Origin of the sequence: Gordonia sesuvii (assembly GCF_036350415.1) — a bacterium.
Lineage (GTDB): Bacteria > Actinomycetota > Actinomycetes > Mycobacteriales > Mycobacteriaceae > Gordonia > Gordonia sesuvii.
Genome location: NZ_JAZDUF010000003.1, coordinates 419,581 through 436,567, shown reverse-complemented (window position 1 = coordinate 436,567; position 16,987 = coordinate 419,581). Strand labels below are relative to the sequence as shown.

17 protein-coding genes are annotated in these 16,987 nt (G+C 66.6%); 11 read left to right on the top strand and 6 right to left on the bottom strand.

Features of this window, described 5'->3' with window-relative positions:
* The first annotated feature begins 143 nt into the window (after nucleotides 1-143).
* From VZC37_RS12840 to VZC37_RS12820, 5 genes are all read left to right on the top strand, one after another.
* Nucleotides 144-1,805, top strand: a complete 1,662-nt coding sequence (locus VZC37_RS12840; protein WP_330432912.1) for a flavin monoamine oxidase family protein — start codon at nucleotides 144-146, stop codon at nucleotides 1,803-1,805.
* Between the two features lie 4 nt (nucleotides 1,806-1,809).
* A complete protein-coding gene (locus VZC37_RS12835; RefSeq protein WP_330432911.1) occupies nucleotides 1,810-2,628 on the top strand; it encodes a carbon-nitrogen hydrolase family protein in 819 nt (272 codons plus the stop codon).
* A gap of 172 nt (nucleotides 2,629-2,800) precedes the next feature.
* Nucleotides 2,801-3,589, top strand: a complete 789-nt coding sequence (locus VZC37_RS12830; RefSeq protein WP_330432910.1) for a hypothetical protein — start codon at nucleotides 2,801-2,803, stop codon at nucleotides 3,587-3,589.
* A gap of 399 nt (nucleotides 3,590-3,988) precedes the next feature.
* Nucleotides 3,989-5,104 (top strand): DNA polymerase IV, encoded by a 1,116-nt coding sequence (locus VZC37_RS12825; RefSeq protein ID WP_330432909.1) that lies wholly within the window; start codon nucleotides 3,989-3,991, stop codon nucleotides 5,102-5,104.
* Nucleotides 5,105-5,287: 183 nt separating this feature from the next.
* Nucleotides 5,288-6,235, top strand: coding sequence for an esterase/lipase family protein (locus VZC37_RS12820; protein WP_330432908.1), 948 nt, complete (start codon nucleotides 5,288-5,290; stop codon nucleotides 6,233-6,235).
* Nucleotides 6,236-6,412: 177 nt separating this feature from the next.
* On the opposite strand, the gene VZC37_RS12815 is transcribed toward VZC37_RS12820, so the two are convergent.
* Both VZC37_RS12815 and VZC37_RS12810 read right to left on the bottom strand, forming a co-directional pair.
* Nucleotides 6,413-6,898: a SixA phosphatase family protein gene (locus tag VZC37_RS12815; RefSeq protein ID WP_330432907.1), complete on the bottom strand. Its 486-nt coding sequence runs from the start codon at nucleotides 6,896-6,898 to the stop codon at nucleotides 6,413-6,415.
* On the bottom strand, nucleotides 6,895-7,170 hold the full coding sequence (locus tag VZC37_RS12810; protein WP_330432906.1) for a hypothetical protein: 276 nt from the start codon (nucleotides 7,168-7,170) through the stop codon (nucleotides 6,895-6,897). The genes VZC37_RS12815 and VZC37_RS12810 overlap by 4 nt, the downstream gene beginning before the upstream one ends.
* Before the next feature lie 105 nt (nucleotides 7,171-7,275).
* On the opposite strand from VZC37_RS12810, the gene VZC37_RS12805 reads away from it, so the two are divergent.
* The gene (locus VZC37_RS12805) at nucleotides 7,276-8,127 is read left to right on the top strand and encodes a DMT family transporter (protein WP_330432905.1); all 852 of its coding nucleotides are present in this window, start codon (nucleotides 7,276-7,278) and stop codon (nucleotides 8,125-8,127) included.
* A gap of 27 nt (nucleotides 8,128-8,154) precedes the next feature.
* Here the strand turns inward: VZC37_RS12805 and VZC37_RS12800 are convergent, their stop codons facing one another.
* On the bottom strand, nucleotides 8,155-8,616 hold the full coding sequence (locus VZC37_RS12800) for a flavodoxin family protein (RefSeq protein WP_330432904.1): 462 nt from the start codon (nucleotides 8,614-8,616) through the stop codon (nucleotides 8,155-8,157).
* A 189-nt stretch (nucleotides 8,617-8,805) separates the two neighbouring features.
* On the opposite strand from VZC37_RS12800, the gene VZC37_RS12795 reads away from it, so the two are divergent.
* Genes VZC37_RS12795 through mmsB form a run of 3 tightly spaced genes read left to right on the top strand, consistent with a single transcriptional unit; the run spans nucleotide 8,806 to nucleotide 12,456 of the window.
* The gene (locus VZC37_RS12795) at nucleotides 8,806-10,344 is read left to right on the top strand and encodes a CoA-acylating methylmalonate-semialdehyde dehydrogenase (protein WP_330432903.1); all 1,539 of its coding nucleotides are present in this window, start codon (nucleotides 8,806-8,808) and stop codon (nucleotides 10,342-10,344) included.
* Between the two features lie 32 nt (nucleotides 10,345-10,376).
* On the top strand, nucleotides 10,377-11,543 hold the full coding sequence (locus VZC37_RS12790) for an acyl-CoA dehydrogenase family protein (protein ID WP_330432902.1): 1,167 nt from the start codon (nucleotides 10,377-10,379) through the stop codon (nucleotides 11,541-11,543).
* Nucleotides 11,452-12,456, top strand: a complete 1,005-nt coding sequence (gene mmsB / locus VZC37_RS12785; RefSeq protein ID WP_431309407.1) for a 3-hydroxyisobutyrate dehydrogenase — start codon at nucleotides 11,452-11,454, stop codon at nucleotides 12,454-12,456. Before VZC37_RS12790 ends, mmsB begins: the two co-directional genes overlap by 92 nt.
* A 259-nt stretch (nucleotides 12,457-12,715) precedes the next feature.
* Here mmsB and VZC37_RS12780 read toward each other — a convergent pair whose 3' ends face one another.
* The gene (locus VZC37_RS12780; RefSeq protein WP_330432900.1) at nucleotides 12,716-13,219 is read right to left on the bottom strand and encodes a MarR family transcriptional regulator; all 504 of its coding nucleotides are present in this window, start codon (nucleotides 13,217-13,219) and stop codon (nucleotides 12,716-12,718) included.
* A 10-nt stretch (nucleotides 13,220-13,229) separates the two neighbouring features.
* On the bottom strand, nucleotides 13,230-13,826 hold the full coding sequence (locus VZC37_RS12775) for a TetR/AcrR family transcriptional regulator (RefSeq protein WP_330433146.1): 597 nt from the start codon (nucleotides 13,824-13,826) through the stop codon (nucleotides 13,230-13,232).
* Nucleotides 13,827-13,881: 55 nt separating this feature from the next.
* Between VZC37_RS12775 and VZC37_RS12770 the strand changes: the two genes are divergently transcribed.
* Nucleotides 13,882-14,358, top strand: a complete 477-nt coding sequence (locus VZC37_RS12770) for a DUF4188 domain-containing protein (RefSeq protein WP_330432899.1) — start codon at nucleotides 13,882-13,884, stop codon at nucleotides 14,356-14,358.
* A gap of 100 nt (nucleotides 14,359-14,458) precedes the next feature.
* Here VZC37_RS12770 and VZC37_RS12765 read toward each other — a convergent pair whose 3' ends face one another.
* Complete coding sequence (locus tag VZC37_RS12765) at nucleotides 14,459-15,106, bottom strand: TetR/AcrR family transcriptional regulator (protein WP_330432898.1); 648 nt, start codon at nucleotides 15,104-15,106, stop codon at nucleotides 14,459-14,461.
* Between the two features lie 257 nt (nucleotides 15,107-15,363).
* On the opposite strand from VZC37_RS12765, the gene VZC37_RS12760 reads away from it, so the two are divergent.
* Nucleotides 15,364-16,932, top strand: coding sequence for an amino acid permease (locus tag VZC37_RS12760; protein ID WP_330432897.1), 1,569 nt, complete (start codon nucleotides 15,364-15,366; stop codon nucleotides 16,930-16,932).
* Nucleotides 16,933-16,987 lie beyond the last annotated feature (55 nt).

Sequence of the window (16,987 nt, the reverse complement as noted above, 5' to 3'; positions counted from 1 at the left end):
TTGTCGATGGATCTCGGTAGTCACATTGTCAACCGGATCGCGGACAGCAAAGGTCCGCAATCGCGAGATCTTCATCGGGTGGTCACGGCGCGTCGGCGTCGCGGAACCCCGCGGCGGCCGCGCCCTCGCCATACGCTGGACCTGTGCAGCCCGATCCGCCGGTGACCATCTTCGGTCCGGATTTCCCGTTCCCCTATGACGACTGGATCACCCATCCGGCCGGCATCGGGTCGGTGCCCGCCGAGGCCCTCGGCTCCGAGGTGGCCGTCATCGGTGCCGGGATGGCGGGCATGGTCGCGGCGTACGAACTCATGAAGATCGGTCTGCGCCCGGTGGTGTACGAGCCCGAGCGGATCGGCGGGCGCCTGTGGTCGGAACACTTCGTGCCCGGTGAACCCGAGGTCGCCGAACTCGGCGGCATGCGGTTTCCGGTGTCCTCGTCGACCTTCTTCCACTACGTCGACTCCTTCGGACTGCGGTCGCGCCCGTTCCCCAACCCGCTGACCGCCGCGGCGGGCAGCACCGTCATCGACCTCGGCGGCGAGACGCTGTACGCCCGAACGCTCGACGACCTCCCGTCGATCTACACCGAGATCGAGAAGGCCTGGGACAGCGCGCTTGAACGTGTCGCCGGTTTCTCGGCGCTGCAGGACGCGATCCGCACCCGTGACGCTGCGCGGCTGAAGGAGTTGTGGAACCGGCTGGTGGTGGAGTGGGATGACCGCAGCTTCTACGACTTCCTCGCCACCTCCGACGAGTTCGGCTCGCTGAGCTTCCGGCATCGGGAGTTGTTCGGACAGGTCGGATTCGGTACCGGCGGATGGGATTCCGATTTCGCCAACTCGATGCTGGAGATCTTCCGGGTGGTGGTCACCAACTGCGACACCGAGCAGCATCTGATCGTCGGCGGCGCCGAACAGGTGCCCCGCCGCCTGTGGTCGGACACGCCGCCGCGCATCCGGCACTGGCCCGTCGGTACCAGCCTGTCCGCCCTGCACAGCGGTGTACCCCGCGCCGGCGTGGCAGCGTTGCGAAGACTCGGCCCGAACCGCATCGAGGTCGTCGACCGGTGGGGCGACTCACGTGAGTTCCCGGCCGTCGTCGCGACCTGTCAGGCGTGGCTGCTCTCCACCGAGATCGAGTGCGACGAAAGCCTGTTCAGCCAGGATCTGTGGATGGCGCTGGACCGGACCCGCTACATGCAGTCGTCGAAGACCTTCGTCATGGTCGACCGGCCGTTCTGGAAGGACCGTGATCCCGAGACCGGACGCGACCTGCTCAGCATGACGCTGACCGACCGGCTCACCCGCGGGACCTACCTGTTCGACAACGGTCCCGATCGGCCCGGCGTCATCTGCCTGAGTTACACGTGGATGAGCGACGCGTTGAAGGTGCTGCCACATCCGGTGGAGAAGCGGGTGTCGCTGGCACTGGACGCGCTGCGCAAGATCTACCCCGACGTCGACATCGCCGCACACATCGTCGGGCGGCCGATCACCGTCTCCTGGGAGAACGAACCACACTTCCTCGGTGCTTTCAAAGGTGCGCTGCCCGGGCACTACCGCTACAACACCCGCATGTACGGCCACTTCCACGGACAGGAACGACTGCCCGACGCCGAACGGGGCATCTTCCTCGCCGGCGACGACGTCTCGTTCATGCCGGCCTGGGTGGAAGGTGCCGTGCAGACCGCACTCAACGCGGTGTGGGGGGTCATCAACCACTTCGGTGGCGCAGCCCATCCCGACAATCCCGGTCCGGGCGAACGCTACGCCGAGCTCGGCCCCCTCGACATCGGGCTGTGATCACATGACCGATGACCTCGAGAACGTCGCCGACGTCCGGCTTCGGTTGGCCCTCTGGCAATGTCAATCCGTGCCCGCCGGCGTCGCGGAGAATCTGGAACGCCTGGACGACGCCGCCGCACAGGCGGCACGTCATGCGGCCGATCTGCTGATCACACCGGAGATGATGGTGACCGGCTACAGCCTCGCCGCCGACGAGGCCGAACGTTTGGCCGACGCCGAAGACGGACCGATCGCCGCCCGCGTGTGCGAGATGGCCCGGAGGCATGGCATCGCCATCCTCTACGGCTGTGTCGAGCGCGCGCGGGACGGACTGCTGTACAACGCGATCCGTCTCGTGGACGGGACCGGCAAGCCGCTGGCAACGCACCACAAGACCCACCTGTTCGGCGACATCGACCGGGCGATGGTCGCGGCCGGATCGGTGCCGCCTCCCGTCGTCACGGTGGCCGGCTGGCGGGTGGCGCTGCTGACCTGTTACGAGGTCGAGTTCCCGGAACTGGTCCGCTCGTGCGCCGTTCGCGGAGCAGACGTCATCTGCGTGCCCACCGCGAACATGATCGATTACGACGTCGTCCAAGACGTCCTGCTCCCGGCGCGGGCGCTGGAGAGTCAGGTGTACGTAGCGTACGCCAATTACTGTGGTGCGGAACGTGATCTGGTTTTCGGAGGCCGCAGTATGGTGGTGGCCCCGACCGGTTCGGTGATCGCCGAGGCGGGTCGGATCCCGGACATGATCCTCGCGGATACGGGGCGCGCGCTGCTGCGAGGATCGCGCGAGACCTATCCGTATCTGGCCGACCGCCGCCCCGAACTCTACTGATCTGCGAGGCATGGACACCGCTGGGCCGGTGAAATACGTTACAACCGCAACGAGATTGTCTCTGGACAGACCGGGTGGCGCTACCTTACGGTAGCGATACGCATCGAAGTTACCGGCGGGTAGGTCGCGGTGCGACGGGTGGGTCGACGTGGGGGTCGACAGTTGTCAGATCGTGAATTCCAGAGTCGGGCTGGTCATCACGCTGTTCGTCACGGTGCAGGAGGGGGTCATGCCCGATACGTTGACACGTCGCACGAGGATGGCGGCCGACGATTCGTTACCGCGATCGCTGGCACTTCTCGAGGCGATCGAGGTGACCGAAGTGATCGTCATACCCGGTGTGGACGCGCTGCTCGATGCGCCGCAGGACTTCGCCATCACCTTCGACGCGTCGATCGCACTGTCCGGGATGTTGCGCACGCATACCCGCCGGATCGGCGTCATGAAACGGCTGGCCGTCGAGGCGCTCGATGAGACCGGTTGTGGTCCAGCAGAACTCGCCCGGATTCCGTCATCACTTCCGGTCCGGGCGGTCGAGTACATCGCGCGTTCGGATCGGTGGTCGGCCGATCCGCAGGGCGCCCGGACGGTGCGGGTCGCGTTCGCGTTCGTCGCCGCCCATACGTTGACCGACCCGACGGATTGCCACACCGCCTCTCGCGCACTGCATCTGCGTCCACGCCCACTGCATGACGAGCGTGCGCTGCTGCAAGATGTGCTGCGGTCTGCGCTCGGCGGGCTGTCGGATGGTTCCGCTCGCCTGATGGCCACCTACATCAGCAAGGCGAGTGCATTCTTCGCCCAGTCCGACGACGCGCGGTGGTCGGTGCCCAGCGATCGCCGGCGGCGATCGGCGCCGCGGACCATCGACTACAACCCCGATGCCCTTCGCGAGGCCTGCCGAGCGGCCGGGCTGGACATGGCGGAACTGCGCATAGCAGCGCGACGTGAAGTGAGATAGCCGGCGGTGTCGTGGGTGACGTGATTGCGATGCCGATCACAACCGACCACGAATATGAGCTACACCACTGGACAAGCCCGCGGGTTTACCTTACCGTAGGTTACGCATCGGTAAGCTACGCGCGGGTAACTTATGAAGAAGTCGAACGCGCACGTCAGAGGGGAATTCTGCGGCACGTCACCGACTCGCGATCGGTCGGCTGCCCATCTCAGCAACCCGTATGGACGCAGGGGAGGCGTCGCTCGAGGGGTCGGGTCGGGTCGGTCGGCTGTCGTCGCAGCATGTCCGACCCGACCCGGTGTGACGTCAGGCCCGAGGTGTGACTTCCGGCTCGAGGCGTGACTCCCGGCTCGAGGTGTGACAGGGGGCTCGGCGGTGCCATCGCAGTACGCTGAGTCCGTGGCCGACGCAGCACGCTACCGGTGGCTGATTCACGTCGACCTGGACCAGTTCCAGGTCTCCGTGGAACGCCTGCGCAGTCCTGAACTCGTGGGTGTCCCGGTGATCGTCGGGGGCAACGGCGATCCCACGGAGGCACGCAAGGTCGTCACCTGTGCGTCGTACGAGGCACGCGACGCGGGTGTTCGTGCGGGGATGCCGCTGCGCGCGGCATACCGAAAGATGCCCGACGCCATCTACCTGCCCCTCGACGTCCCCGCCTACGACGTCGCGTCGGCCGAGGTCATGTCGGTCTTGCGGGGCCTGGGCCATCCGGTGGAGGTGTGGGGCTGGGACGAGGCCTACATGGGCGTGGATCGGGTCGACGGCGACGGTCCCGTCGCGCACGATCGGCCGGCCATCGGTGATCTCGCTCTGCGGATCCGCACGGAGATCTTCGACCGAACGGGCCTGCATTGCTCGATCGGGATCTCCGACAACAAACAGCGCGCCAAGATGGCGACGGGCTTCGCGAAGAAGCCCGAGCCTGCGTCAGATGCCCTCGCGCCCTTCCACATCGAGAAGGTGTTCCTGCTCGACGAGCCGAACTGGTTGCCGTTGATGGGTCCACGACCCTGCCGAGATCTGTGGAGTGTCGGACTCAAGACCGCTGCCAAGCTGGCCGGCCACGGCGTCGACACGGTCGAGGAGCTGATCGCGACACCGCGCGACGATCTCATCGGGATATTCGGTCCGCACCAGGGCAATTGGCTCTATGTGTTGTGCCGCGGTGGTGGCGATTCGACGATCACCGAAGAGCCGTGGTTGGCGCGTTCGCACTCCAAGTCACGTACGTACCCGACAGACATGACCGACGCTGCCGAGATGCGCGCGGCAGCTTTGGAACTGACCGAGGACCTGCTCGGCCAGGTTCTGTCCGAGGAACGCGAGGTGTTCCGGGTGGCGGTGACGGTGCGGACCAAGACGTTCTACACCCGGACCAAGTCACGCAAGTTGCCCGCGCCGACGACCCGATTCGACGACATCGCACCGGTGATCTCCGAGCTTCTCGGGAATTTCGAGATCGAGCGGCCGGTGCGGTTGCTCGGCGTACGCTGCGATCTGGTGATGCCCTAGTGTCCCGCGCCGGAAATTCGTTGATGATTTCGACGCCCAGGCGGCGCCTCGCTTCGTTGGCGTCGTCGCAGGTACATCCAGTACCTGCTCCTCCGCCGCCTCGCGATGCATCCACCTGGACCGCCGAACTCATGAAACGAATTTCCGGCGCGGGACACTAGAGGGGGACGAGGAGGAGAGCTGATGCGTGCGGGTCTCGCGTTCCTGGTCGCGGTGGTGGCGGCGCTGGTGATGTGCGCGGCCCCGGCGTCGGCCGCACCACGACCACTACCCGTCGTCTACGACTTCACGGCAGGCATCGGCGCCGAACTCGCGGACCCGGGCGGGTCCCTTCCGGGGACGAACGACTACGGATGTCGTCCGACGAGGCAGCATCCCCGTCCGGTGATCCTGGTGCACGGCACCGGCGGTGGGCGCCAGACGAACTGGGCCACTCTCGCGCCGGTGCTGAAGAACGCCGGCTACTGCGTATTCGCACCCACCTACGGTGCCCTGTCGCCGGTATGGCCGCTGTCGGCGCTGGGCGGGCTCGGACCCAAGTCCGAGAGTGCCTGGCAACTGGCAACATTCGTCGACCGGGTGATGGCGGCGACCGGCGCCCGGCAGGTCGACATCGTCGGTCACTCGCAGGGCACCGAGATCCCCACCTACTGGATGAAGTACCTCGGTGGCCGGGGCAAGGTCGCCCACTACGTGTCCCTTGCGCCGTACTGGCGGCAGGAGCGTGACTCCGGCGACGCGCGCAGCGATGCGGTCACCCAGTTTCGGCGGGGGCTCGGTATCCCGGCGCCGCCACGGCCGGAGTGCCCCCACTGCGTCCCACCGCCCGACGACCTGACGTTCAATCAGGCAGTGCGGCAACCGACTCCCTATCTGCCGGGAGTCGCGTACACCAACATCGTGACCCGCGACGATCAGATCGTGACGCCGTACTGGACCGGAATCCTCGACGGCCCGCCAGGCATCGACGTCACGAACATCGTCGTGCAGGACGGCTGTGCGATCGATCGGTCCGAACACGCGTCGATCACGTCCAACCGGCGCTCCGCGGCGATGGTGCTCGGCGCGCTCGACCCGGACAACGCCCCGTCCGTCCCGTGTGTCCCGGTGGCGCCCTACACCGGCGGTTGATGCTAGTGTCCCGCACCGGAAATTCGTTGATGATTTCGACGCCCAGGCGGCGCCTCGCTTCGTTGGCGTCGTCGCAGGTACATCCAGTACCTGCTCCTCCGCCGCCTCGCGATGCATCCACCTGGACCGCCGAACTCATGAAACGAATTTCCGACGCGGGACACTAGGAGGGAGCGATCATTCGCGCGGTATCCGCACGCCGACGAGCCGGGCGTCCGCGTCCACGTCGAGGCCGACCCGGTCCCATGGGGTGCCCAGGGTGACCACGGCGTAGGCGGACGTGGGGAACCGGTCGATGTGACCGTCGGGGTCGAGGGTGAGCGCGGTGGCGGGCATGCCGGGTGAATGGCCGACCACCATCACGGTCTGTGCGTCGGTCGGGGCGTGTACCCGCACGGCTTCGAGAATATCGTCCGGTGCACCGCCGTAGACGTCGTCGACGTAGACGGTCGGGACGTCGATCCCGGTGCGCTCGAGGGTCTGCCGCGTCCGCGTCGCCGTGGAGCACACGACCGCGTCGATCTGCAGTCCTTCGTCACCCATCCACCGGCCGGCGAGCGCGGCCTCACGTTGGCCGCGTTCGGCGAGTGGCCGTTCGTGGTCTCCGACTCCGGCCGGATAACCCGACTTCCCGTGCCGCATCAGCACCAAGGTCCGGCTCATGCGGCACCTGCCGCACGGCGTCCGGCGCGCTCGGCGGCGATCACGCGCAGCAGCGACGCCGTCGCGCGCCACGCAGCAGCCTCCTGCCGGCAGTACGAGGCGTCGTCATCGGCCCCGGACACGAGGTGCTCGTCGGCGAGCTCGTCGAACGCGATGCATTCGTCGAGGGCCTCGTCGATCAGCTGCGCGGCAGAGCGCGGTGAGCTGCACACCCGGACGATCGTGTCGCCGTCGAGTGTCATCAGACGTTCGAGATCGGGCTGATACCGCATGCTCCCAACCTACGACGCGCGGGCGACAACGTTGTGCGCACACACCGTGAGCAGCCCATTCAGGTCGCGAACGGAGCGGCGGCGGTGATCACTAGGGTGGACCGGGTGCATACCTGGGTCCCCGCGCTGCTGTCTGTGGCGGCGGCGCTGATGATCGCAGGTGGAACGGTGATGCGGCAGCGCGCGTCGTATGCGAGCGGTGCCATCGCGCGCGGTTGGTGGCTGGGCGCCGCCATCGCCATCTGCGGGTTCGGGGCCCAGGTCGTCGCGCTGGGACTCGGCTCCATCCTGTTGGTTCAGCCGATCGTCGTGCTGGCGATCCTGTTCGCCTTGCCGATGGAGGCGTGGGCTGACCATCGATGGCCACTGCGGGTCGAGTGGGCGTGGGGAGCGGTCCTCGTGGCGTGCGTGACCGTGTTCCTCGTCATCTCGCGTCCGGAACCGTCGCAGCGGCGGCCGGACGAGGTACTCGTCGCCGCGACGGTCGGTGCGGTGATCGCGGTCGTCTTGTGCTGCGTCGTCGCCGCCGAGCGATCTAATCGGCATTACAAGGCGCTGTTGTACGGGGTGGCCGCGGGCACGCTGTTCGGGGTGTCGGCGCTGCTGGTGAAGGCGGTCGCGGTGCGTCTCGTGCACGATCTGGAGCACGCGCTGTTCTACCCGGAGCTCTACCTGTTCGTGCTGGTCGGTGTCGCGGCGATCGTCGCGCAGCAGCGTGCGTTCGGTGCCGGTGAGCTGCAGACGTCGTTCCCGGCGCTCACCGTGATGGAGTTGGCGGTTTCGATGGCGCTCGGCGTGGTGCTGCTGGGCGAGAACCTCACCGTGTCGGTCCCCACCGCACTGTTCCTCGGCGTGGTTCTCGCCGTGATGGTCCGCGCGGTGCTGGAGCTCACCAGGCTGGCCGCGGTGCGCGCCGAGGAGATCGCGCAACGGGCTCACGGTCCCGGGCGCGGCTGACGGCTATCGCAGTCGACGGTTGTCGTCTCAGTTGACGGGCACCGCGTCGATCAGTCCGCTGATGGACTCGGCCCACTCCGCGGCCTGTTTCGCCGGCTTCACCGCCGACGAATTGTCGTGACGGGCGTGCTCGCCGATCTGGGTGGCGCCGCGCTTGGCCAACATGCCCGCGATGATCTCGCCCCCGCGGTTGAAGGTCTCACCGTAGACGGTGTCGCCGAGGCCGAACACCGCGAACCGAAGTCCGGAGAGATCCGGGTCCACATCGTCGAGTTCCTCGGCGAAAGGCTCCGCACCCGTCGGCAGTTCACCTTCGCCGTAGGTGGAGCAGACGACGACCAGGAAGTCCGCCGGATCGAGATCCTCGACGGCGAACTCGCTCATGTCGTAGATCGAGGGATCGTGATCGGACGCGAGGACATCGGCGATCGCGTCGGCGACCAGTTCGCAGTTCCCGGTCTCGGTCCCATAGAGGATGACGACAGACATGATCTGGAGGCTCCCTTCGATGTCGTGCTTCGGTGGCCACGACTCCGATAGGCGAGGCTACCCTAACTTCCATCTGGCCGGAAACCTGCAGGTGGAGGGGGCTTGCGAAAATACTTGGATGTCCTACTATTAAGGACGGAAGCCGATTCCCCCGGCGTTGCCCTACTCCCGAATCAAGGTGATCTCCCCGTGTCAACTACTGACGTCGACGTCCGTTCCGTCCCTCACTTCCTGAACGGCTCCGCCGTGACCGTCACCGACGGCCGTTTCGCAGACGTGTTCAACCCCAGCACCGGCGCGGTCGCCGCGAAGGTTCCGCTCGCCACCACGGCCGAGGTGGATGCCGCGGTCGCCACCGCCGTCGAGGCGCAACGTGAATGGGCGGCGTGGAATCCGCAACGCCGCGCCCGCGTGCTGATGCGGTTCGTCGACATCGTCAACCAGAACGCCGACGAACTCGCCACCCTGCTGTCGATGGAACACGGCAAGACCCACGCCGACGCGAAGGGTGACATCCAGCGCGGCATCGAGGTCATCGAGTTCGCCATCGGCATCCCGCACCTCCTCAAGGGTGAGTTCACCGAAGGCGCCGGCGCGGGTATCGACGTCCACTCGGTTCGGCAGCCGCTCGGAGTGGTCGCCGGTATCACGCCGTTCAACTTCCCGGCGATGATCCCGCTGTGGAAGGCCGGCCCGGCGCTGGCATGCGGCAACGCCTTCATCCTCAAGCCCAGCGAACGTGATCCGTCGGTGCCGGTGAAACTCGCCGAGTACTTCACCCAGGCGGGTCTGCCCGACGGCGTCTTCCAGGTCGTGCACGGCGACAAGGAATCCGTCGACGCGCTGCTGAACAACCCCGATGTCCAGGCATTCGGCTTCGTCGGCAGCTCCGACATCGCGCAGTACATCTATTCGACGGCCGCGGCCAACGGCAAGCGTTCCCAGTGCTTCGGTGGTGCGAAGAACCACATGATCGTCATGCCCGACGCCAACCTCGACCAGGTCGCCGACGCGCTGATCGGCGCGGGCTACGGCAGTGCCGGCGAGCGCTGTATGGCCATCAGCGTCGCGGTCCCGGTGGGCGAGCAGACCGCAGAAAGACTGCGCGCCAAGCTCATCGACAAGGTCAACGCCTTGCGGGTGGGCCACAGCCTCGACCCGAAGGCCGACTACGGACCGCTAGTGACCGCCGCGGCGCTCGAGCGGGTCAAGGGCTACATCGCCAAGGGCGTCGAGGAAGGTGCAGAGCTGGTCATCGATGGTCGCGAACGCACCAGCGACGAGCAGTCCTACGGCGACGAGGACATCTCCGGCGGCTTCTTCATCGGCCCGACCCTGTTCGACCATGTCACCAAGAACATGACGTCCTACACCGACGAGATCTTCGGGCCCGTCCTGCAGATCGTGCGGGCCGGCGACTACGAAGAGGCGCTCGCGCTGGCGTCGGATCACCAGTACGGCAACGGTGTCGCCATCTTCACCCAGGACGGCGATGCCGCCCGCGACTTCACCGCGCGGGTCAACGTCGGGATGGTCGGCGTGAACGTGCCCATCCCGGTTCCGGTGGCCTACTACACCTTCGGTGGTTGGAAGCGGTCCGGTTTCGGTGACCTCAACCAGCACGGCCCGGCGTCGATCCAGTTCTACACCAAGACCAAGACCATCACCTCCCGGTGGCCGTCGGGCATCAAGGACGGGGCCGAGTTCGTCATCCCGACGATGGACTGACCCTCGGCAGCGAACGTAAGAGAGCATCACGCATGACGATCATCACCGACAGCGGTCTCGACGCCGACGAGCGCGTCATCGTCGAGACCGCCGCCGGGTTCGCGGCCAAGAAACTGGCGCCCTTCGCCCTGGAATGGGATGAGAGCCACCACTTTCCGGTCGACGAACTCCGTGAGGCAGCCGAGCTCGGCATGGCCGCCATCTACTGTGCCGAGGACGTCGGCGGCAGCGGTCTGCGCAGGATCGACGGCGTGCGGATCTTCGAGCAGCTGGCCTACGCCGACCCGGCCGTCGCCGCGTTCCTCTCGATCCACAACATGTGCACGTGGATGGTCGACGGATACGGCACCCCCGAACAACGGGCCGAATGGGTGCCGAAGATGGCGTCGATGGAAGCCGTCGCCAGCTACTGCCTCACCGAGCCGGGTGCCGGTTCCGACGCCGCCGCGCTGTCCACGAAGGCGGTCCGGTCCGGCGACGACTACGTGCTCACCGGGGTGAAGCAGTTCATCTCGGGTGCCGGCGCGAGTGACGTCTACATCCTCATGGCTCGCACCGGCGCCGACGGTCCGCGCGGTATCTCGACATTCATCGTCGAGAAGGGCCGTCCGGGACTGAGTTTCGGTGCGCAGGAACGCAAGATGGGCTGGCATGCCCAGCCCACCGCCCAGGTGATCCTCGACGAGGTGCGGGTTCCGGCCGCGAACCTGCTCGGTGGCGAGGAGGGGATCGGCTTCGGCATCGCCATGAACGGGCTCAACGGGGGACGCCTCAACATCGCGGCGTCGTCGTTGGGCGGCGCGCAGGCCGCATTCGACCGGGCAGCCCAGTACGTGGCATCCCGGAAAGCGTTCGGCGGCGCGCTGATCGACGAGCCCACCATCCGGTTCACACTCGCCGACATGGCGACCTCGTTGGAGGCCTCGCGACTGATGCTGTGGCAGGCGGCCGCGGCGCTCGACGCGGACGCCCCCGACAAGGTGGAGAAGTGCGCGATGGCCAAACGCTTCGTCACCGACAACTGTTTCACGGTGGCCGACCAGGCGCTGCAACTTCACGGCGGCTACGGGTATCTGAACGAATACGGTCTCGAGAAGATCGTCCGCGATCTACGGGTGCACCGGATACTGGAGGGCACCAACGAGATCATGCGGGTCGTGGTCGGGCGGTCGATCGCGTCGCGGTACCGCGAGAGCTGACCGTACCGCCGCACAACATCATCGAACACAGGGAGATTCGACAATGACGACGATCGCCTTTCTGGGCCTCGGCAACATGGGTGGTCCCATGGCAGCGAACCTGGTGAAAGCCGGGCACACCGTGCACGGTTTCGATCCGGTGCCCGAGGCGGTGAAGACGGCGCAGGAGAACGGGGTCGAGACGTTCCCGACCGCAGTCGAGGCCGTGGCCGCCGCCCAGGTGGTGATCACCATGCTGCCGAGCGGGGCCATCGTGAAGAACCTGTACACCGAGATCCTGCCCGCCACCCAGACCGGTGCGCTGCTCATCGACAGTTCGACCATCTCCGTCGATGACGCGCGGTCGATCCACGAGCAGGCCGCCGATCACGGATTCGCGCAACTCGACGCCCCGGTGTCCGGTGGTGTGAAGGGCGCGGTGGCCGGCACGCTGGCCTTCATGGTCGGCGGCGAGGACGAGGCTTTCACCGCGGCTCGGCCGACGTTGGAACCCATGGCCGGCAAGGTGATCCACTGCGGTGCCGCGGGTGCCGGGCAGGCCGCGAAGGTCTGCAACAACATGGTGCTGGCGGTCCAGCAGATCGCCGTCGGCGAGGCATTCGTGTTGGCCGAGAAGCTGGGGCTGTCCGATCAGGCCCTCTACGACGTCATCACCGGCGCCACCGGCAACTGCTGGGCCGTCCAGACCAACTGCCCCGTGCCGGGGCCCGTCCCGACGTCACCCGCGAACAACGACTTCAAGCCGGGCTTCGCGACGGCGCTGATGAACAAGGACCTCGGCCTCGCCCTCGACGCCATCGGCAGCACCGGCTCCCGTGCTCCGCTCGGCACCCATGCCGCGCAGATCTACAAGAGCTTCGCCGAACAGCACGCCGACCTCGACTTCAGCGCGATCATCAAGACCCTCCACTGACCCCCGGTCCCTGAGGAGCGAGCTTGCGAGCGTCACGAAGGGCCACCCACCCCTTGGTCCCCTGAGTATCGAGCTTGCGAGCGCGCCGCCCTGAGTAGCGAGCTTGCGAGCGTATCGAGTATCGAAGGGTCTCGAAGGGCCCTTCGTGACGGTCCTCCGCAGGCTCCGGACCTCCTCAGGGACCAGGTGGGAGGGCTTGCTCCGCAGGCTCCGGACCTCCCCAGGGATCGAGTGGTGACGGTGCGCGCTGAATCCCTCGTCAGAAGTCACCCGCGTTGTGCCGGAGCGACTGAATCGCGGTCACCATCGACGACATCTCGTCGTCGGTCATCCCAACCGCCCCGAACACCTCGTCGTTGAGTGTCGCGGTGGCGTCCTCGACCGTGGACCGGCCGAGGTCGGTGATCTCCACCAGGGTTGTCCGGCCGTCGGTGGGGTGGGGGACCCGCCGGACGAGTTTCGCCTCCTCGAGCCGTCGGATCGCATGCGTGACGCTGGTGACGTGCACCTGCAGCCGATCACTCGCTTTGGTGATGGGCAACGCGCCCTGCCGTGAAAAGGCCAGCAGGCGAAGCAGTTCGAACCGCGAGAAGCTCAGGTCGTAGGGCCGCAGCGCGCCCTCGACGCGGGCCAGCAGGATCTGGTGTGCGCGCATGATCGAGGTCACCGCGACCATGCCGTCGGCGACGTCGCCCCATCCGGCGTCCGCCCAGTTCTGCCGTGCCTCGGCGATCGGGTCGAAACGCATACTGCGGCCTGCCATGCCTCACACCCTATCCACGATCGGCACGCCATCCGTCGATGACGGCCATCGCCGACGCGGCCGGGTCGGCGGCCGCAGGGAAATGGCCCGACAGCAGCAACAACGACAATCCGTGGACCTGTGACCAGAGGGATGCCGCCACGGTGTCGACGTCGGCTCCCTCCCGGAACACGCCGGTGTCGATGGCCCGCGCCACGCCGTGACGCAGGGGTGCGATGGCCCGCGCCGATGCGGCCTCCGTTTCGGCGGTGGGGGCGATACCCGCCCGGGATTCGCCGAACATCAACTCGTACAGGCGCGGATTGCCCAGTGCCCACCCGACGTACTGCACACCGAGATTGGCGAGGTCGGACTCGACCTCGGCGCCGGTCGCGGATTCCTGCGCCGCGGTGAACGACTCGAAAGCACGGACCAAGACACCCCGGATCAGGCCCTCCTTGTTGCCGAACAGTGAGTACACAGCTGTCGTCGAGGTGCCGGCGGCTCGAGCCACCTCCCGGACCGACAACGCATCGACGCCGCGCTCGCCGACAACGGCGACGGCCTCGTCGAGCAATCGGTCGCGAAGTTCGTCGGTGTGCACTTTGGGTCTTGCCATGGCGACGATTGTTTCATAACGTTGTTTTGTAACGACGTTATGAAACTCCGACCCGGAGGCCAGGATGCCACGTCCCGATGCTCGTCGACTCACCAACCAGACACCGCCGCCCGGCACCACACTGTTCCTGATCGGCATGCGTGTCACCAACCCGCTGCGCGTGCGCGCGTGGCTCTCCGTCTTCCTCGCCATGCCGCGCATGCTGTTTCATCTCCGCCGACACACGGACGCGGGGATGCTCACCTACCGTCTCTATGTGGGTTCGTCGCTGATGGTGCTCTCGTACTGGCGATCCCCGGAGGACCTGCGACGATTCGCCGCAGACGCCGACGCTCCTCATCTCCCGGCCTGGCGATGGTTCAACAAACGCTTCGCCGATACCAACTCGGTCGGCATCTGGCACGAGACGTACGTGATCGGCGACCACGAGACCATCAGCAGCGGGATGCCGCCGTGGGGATTGGCCGAAGCGGTCGGCGCCGAGCCGATCGGGCGGGGGAGTGCCACCGCGGCCGCAAGACTCGCGCGCTGCCCGGTCTAGCCGCGATCGCCGTGTAGCGGTGATCGACGTTTCCCCTGGAAATCGTCAACTCCCCCAGAAGTTTCCGGAGGATTCGACAACACGCGGGGGACGAACGCCGTCACGCCGACGGTGTGTGCTCGATAAGCATCTCGATCGCCCCGACGATGGTGTCCACCAGGCCGGCCACCGTGTGATCGCCGAGTTCGCCGCGCTGTTCGTCGGAACGCATCATGATCACCGACTCGACGAGGCGGAACGGGAGAAGGCGCCGGTTGTCGGAGGCGTTGCCGAGGGTCTCGGTAGCGAGCGACTCGTACGCGGCGGCGAGTTCCTGGCGGGCGGTGCGGAACTCGCCGAAACGGTCGTCGGCGAGTTCGGGTAGTAGGTAGAGCGCCCCGAGATTCCAGCGTCCGGCGGCCAACTGCGTCACGTCGTAGCGCGCCAGGTCCAGTAGACGTTGCAGGGCAGGTGCTTCGGTGTCGAGGAGTTCACGGGCTCGTTCGACGGACGGGTCGACGGTGGTGGCGAGCAGCGCGGCGAGGATGTCGTCCTTGGTCTTGAAGTAGTGATAGAGCGACGCCTGCCGGACGCCGACGGCGTCGGCGATCATCCGGGTCGAGGTTCCGGTGTACCCGTGGCGGGTGAACAACTCGGCGGCGGCATCCAGGATCTCCTCGCGCGCCGTGTCGCCGCGCCGCTTGGGTTTGACCAACCGGGGGCGGCCCGGGCTGGCCGTGCGCTCTGGTGTAGACGCCCGCGTCGCCATGGCAGTCCTCGATTCTGCTCGCGCCGGTGTTCTGTTCACGCCGCTGTCTCGGTCGACCGACAGAAATCAGCCTAACGCACCGATGTTGCGGGGTCGCGAGGCTCTGACCTGCGCTATGTAACACACTCTTAGCGCGGGTTTCCGTGGACGAAACATTTCTGTCACTTGATAGAAATTGCCGCACGGTTATCTATCAACCGACAGATAAGCCGCTCACCGTTGAGCCGACCACGAAGACCTCAGCAGAGAGACGACACATGACCTCCACCGCGACGACACCGCCACCCGTCCCGCCACCGTCCTCGGGAGGCGGGGACGCCGACGATCTCTCCGAGTTCGGGTACGACCAGCAACTGCACCGCTCGCTCGGGAAGTTCGCTTCCTTCGCGGCCGGCTTCTCGTTCGTGTCCATCCTGACGACGATCTTCCAGCTCTTCGGGCTCGGCTTCGGGTTCGGCGGGCCGGCGTTCTTCTGGACGTGGCCGATCGTCTACGCAGGCCAGTTCCTGGTGGCGCTGTGCTTCGCCGAGATCGCCGCCCGCTACCCGATCTCCGGGGCCATCTACCAGTGGTCACGCCGGATGGGCGGAGAAGTCATCGGCTGGTTCGGCGGCTGGTTCATGATGATCGCCCAGATCGTCACCGCATCCGCGGCCGCGATCGCTCTGCAGGTCGTGCTGCCGTCGGTCTGGAGCGGATTCCAGGTCATCGGCGACGACCCGACCCTCACCAGCACCAGCGGTGCGGCCAACGCGGTCCTGCTGGGCTCGGTCCTGCTGGTCATCGTCACCACCATCAACTGCGTCGGCATCTCGTGGATGAGCCGAATCAACAACATCGGCGTGACGTGTGAACTAGTCGGCGTCGTCGCAGTGGTGCTGGCGTTGTTCACCCACGCCCAGCGTGGCCCCGACGTCGTGTTCGACACCGGCATCCCCGGCCAGCAGCCCGGCTACATCTGGGCGTTCATCGTGTCCGGACTCATGGCCGCCTACGTCATGGTGGGCTTCGGGTCTGCCGGTGAACTCGCGGAAGAGACTCGCAATCCGCGCCGCGTCGCACCGAAGACCATCCGTCTCGCGCTGACGGTCTCGGCCATCGGTGGCGGTCTCATGCTGCTCGGTGCGCTGATGGCCGCACCGACCCTCGACGAACAACTCGCCACCGGTGGTCTCCCGTACGTGCTCGACTCGGTGCTCGGCAGCTTCTGGGGCAAGGTGCTGCTCTGCGACGTCGCGGTGGCGATCTTCATCTGCACCCTCGCCATCCAGACCGCGTGCTCGCGTCTGATGTTCTCGATGGCCCGGGACGGCCGCCTGCCGTTCTCGAAGACCCTGTCGCATGTCAACGAGCGCACCGGGACACCCATCGCACCCGCAATCCTGATCGGTGTGCTGTGCATCGGCATCCTGCTCGTCAACGTCGGCAACTCGGCGATCTTCGCCACCCTGGCCAGCGTCTGCATCATCTTGATCTACCTCGCCTACCTGTCGGTGACCGGGCCGATGCTCTACCGCCGGTTCCAGGGCTGGCCGACCGACCGGGCCGCCGTCGACGCCGAGGGCAAGAAGCTGTTCACGATGGGACGGTTCGGCATCGTCGTCAACGTGCTCGCGGTCGCCTACGGCACGTTCATGGTGACCAACCTCGCCTGGCCGCGGGCCGAGATCTTCGACCCGGCAGGTGAGATGCCGATCCTGCGCTGGGCCGGCCCGATCTGCATCGCGATCACCGTTCTCGTGGGCATCGCCTGCTTCCCGCGCGGCAAGGAACATCCGAAACCGGTGACCTCGCCGATCGTCGATCGAGTCGACACGAGCCGCTAACGCACCGTTCGCTGATCGTATCGAAATCACTTGCACGACAACGCTACTCAGGAGA

Bases quoted from the DNA above. Each gene is read 5' to 3' on its own strand.
- VZC37_RS12790 (WP_330432902.1), top strand. From the start codon at position 10,377: ATGACGATCATCACCGACAGCGGTCTCGACGCCGACGAGCGCGTCATC.
- VZC37_RS12760 (WP_330432897.1), top strand. From the start codon at position 15,364: ATGACCTCCACCGCGACGACACCGCCACCCGTCCCGCCACCGTCCTCG.
- VZC37_RS12780 (WP_330432900.1), bottom strand. From the start codon at position 13,219: ATGGCAGGCCGCAGTATGCGTTTCGACCCGATCGCCGAGGCACGGCAG.
- VZC37_RS12835 (WP_330432911.1), top strand. From the start codon at position 1,810: ATGACCGATGACCTCGAGAACGTCGCCGACGTCCGGCTTCGGTTGGCC.
- VZC37_RS12820 (WP_330432908.1), top strand. From the start codon at position 5,288: ATGCGTGCGGGTCTCGCGTTCCTGGTCGCGGTGGTGGCGGCGCTGGTG.
- VZC37_RS12815 (WP_330432907.1), bottom strand. From the start codon at position 6,898: ATGAGCCGGACCTTGGTGCTGATGCGGCACGGGAAGTCGGGTTATCCG.
- VZC37_RS12765 (WP_330432898.1), bottom strand. From the start codon at position 15,106: ATGGCGACGCGGGCGTCTACACCAGAGCGCACGGCCAGCCCGGGCCGC.
- VZC37_RS12770 (WP_330432899.1), top strand. From the start codon at position 13,882: ATGCCACGTCCCGATGCTCGTCGACTCACCAACCAGACACCGCCGCCC.
- VZC37_RS12800 (WP_330432904.1), bottom strand. From the start codon at position 8,616: ATGTCTGTCGTCATCCTCTATGGGACCGAGACCGGGAACTGCGAACTG.
- VZC37_RS12810 (WP_330432906.1), bottom strand. From the start codon at position 7,170: ATGCGGTATCAGCCCGATCTCGAACGTCTGATGACACTCGACGGCGAC.